2 pseudogenes are annotated in these 631 nt (G+C 41.8%); both read right to left on the reverse strand.

Annotated elements, in window-relative coordinates:
* A pseudogene (locus IEV85_RS24770) lies at positions 1 to 359 on the reverse strand (heavy metal translocating P-type ATPase); the annotation flags it as partial.
* Between the two features lie 42 nt (positions 360 to 401).
* Positions 402 to 631, reverse strand: a pseudogene (locus IEV85_RS24775) (transcriptional repressor); the annotation flags it as partial.

The raw sequence follows: 631 nt of genomic DNA on the forward strand, positions 1-631 counted from the left end.
GCATAAAACAACATCACGGCTACACCTTCCGGGTATTCACCTATGGCAAACGCTCCTAATGTAGCAATGGACATCAGGAAGAATTCAGTGAAAAAATCACCTTTCCTGATGCTTTCCCAGCCTTCTTTGATCACAGGAAAGCCCACGGGAGCATAGGCCAAGCCGTACCATACAGGGCGAACCCACCCCTTAAAAAATGGTAGTAGATTAAAGTAATCAAGTGAGATACCGACTGTCAGCATTGCAAAACTGGCTATTGCCGGAACATACGTTCCTAACTTCATTTTACTCGCAGGATTCCCGGTAGATACCTTTTTTTTATTAAGATCTCTCAGATTTATTTTTTTCTTTTTTGTCATAATGCAAACAGTTCAAAATGATTTTACTTTTGAAGAATACCTTTAGCCACTACATTGTGAGCAAACACCCTTTACCATCAGGTTGGCTTCTTCTGCCTGATGGTTGGGTGGAAGTATAATTTCCAGTATTTTGTAGCTATACAGGCATTTGGTTTCGCCACATTTTCTGCAATGAAAGTGCAGGTGCAGATCCCTTTCTACTTCACATTTACAACCTGCTTCGCACAAGGCATACTTAGGCACTCCGGTACCATCATCAATGCTGTGTACCA

This window comes from Marivirga lumbricoides, from assembly GCF_014636295.1.
GTDB lineage: Bacteria > Bacteroidota > Bacteroidia > Cytophagales > Cyclobacteriaceae > Marivirga > Marivirga lumbricoides.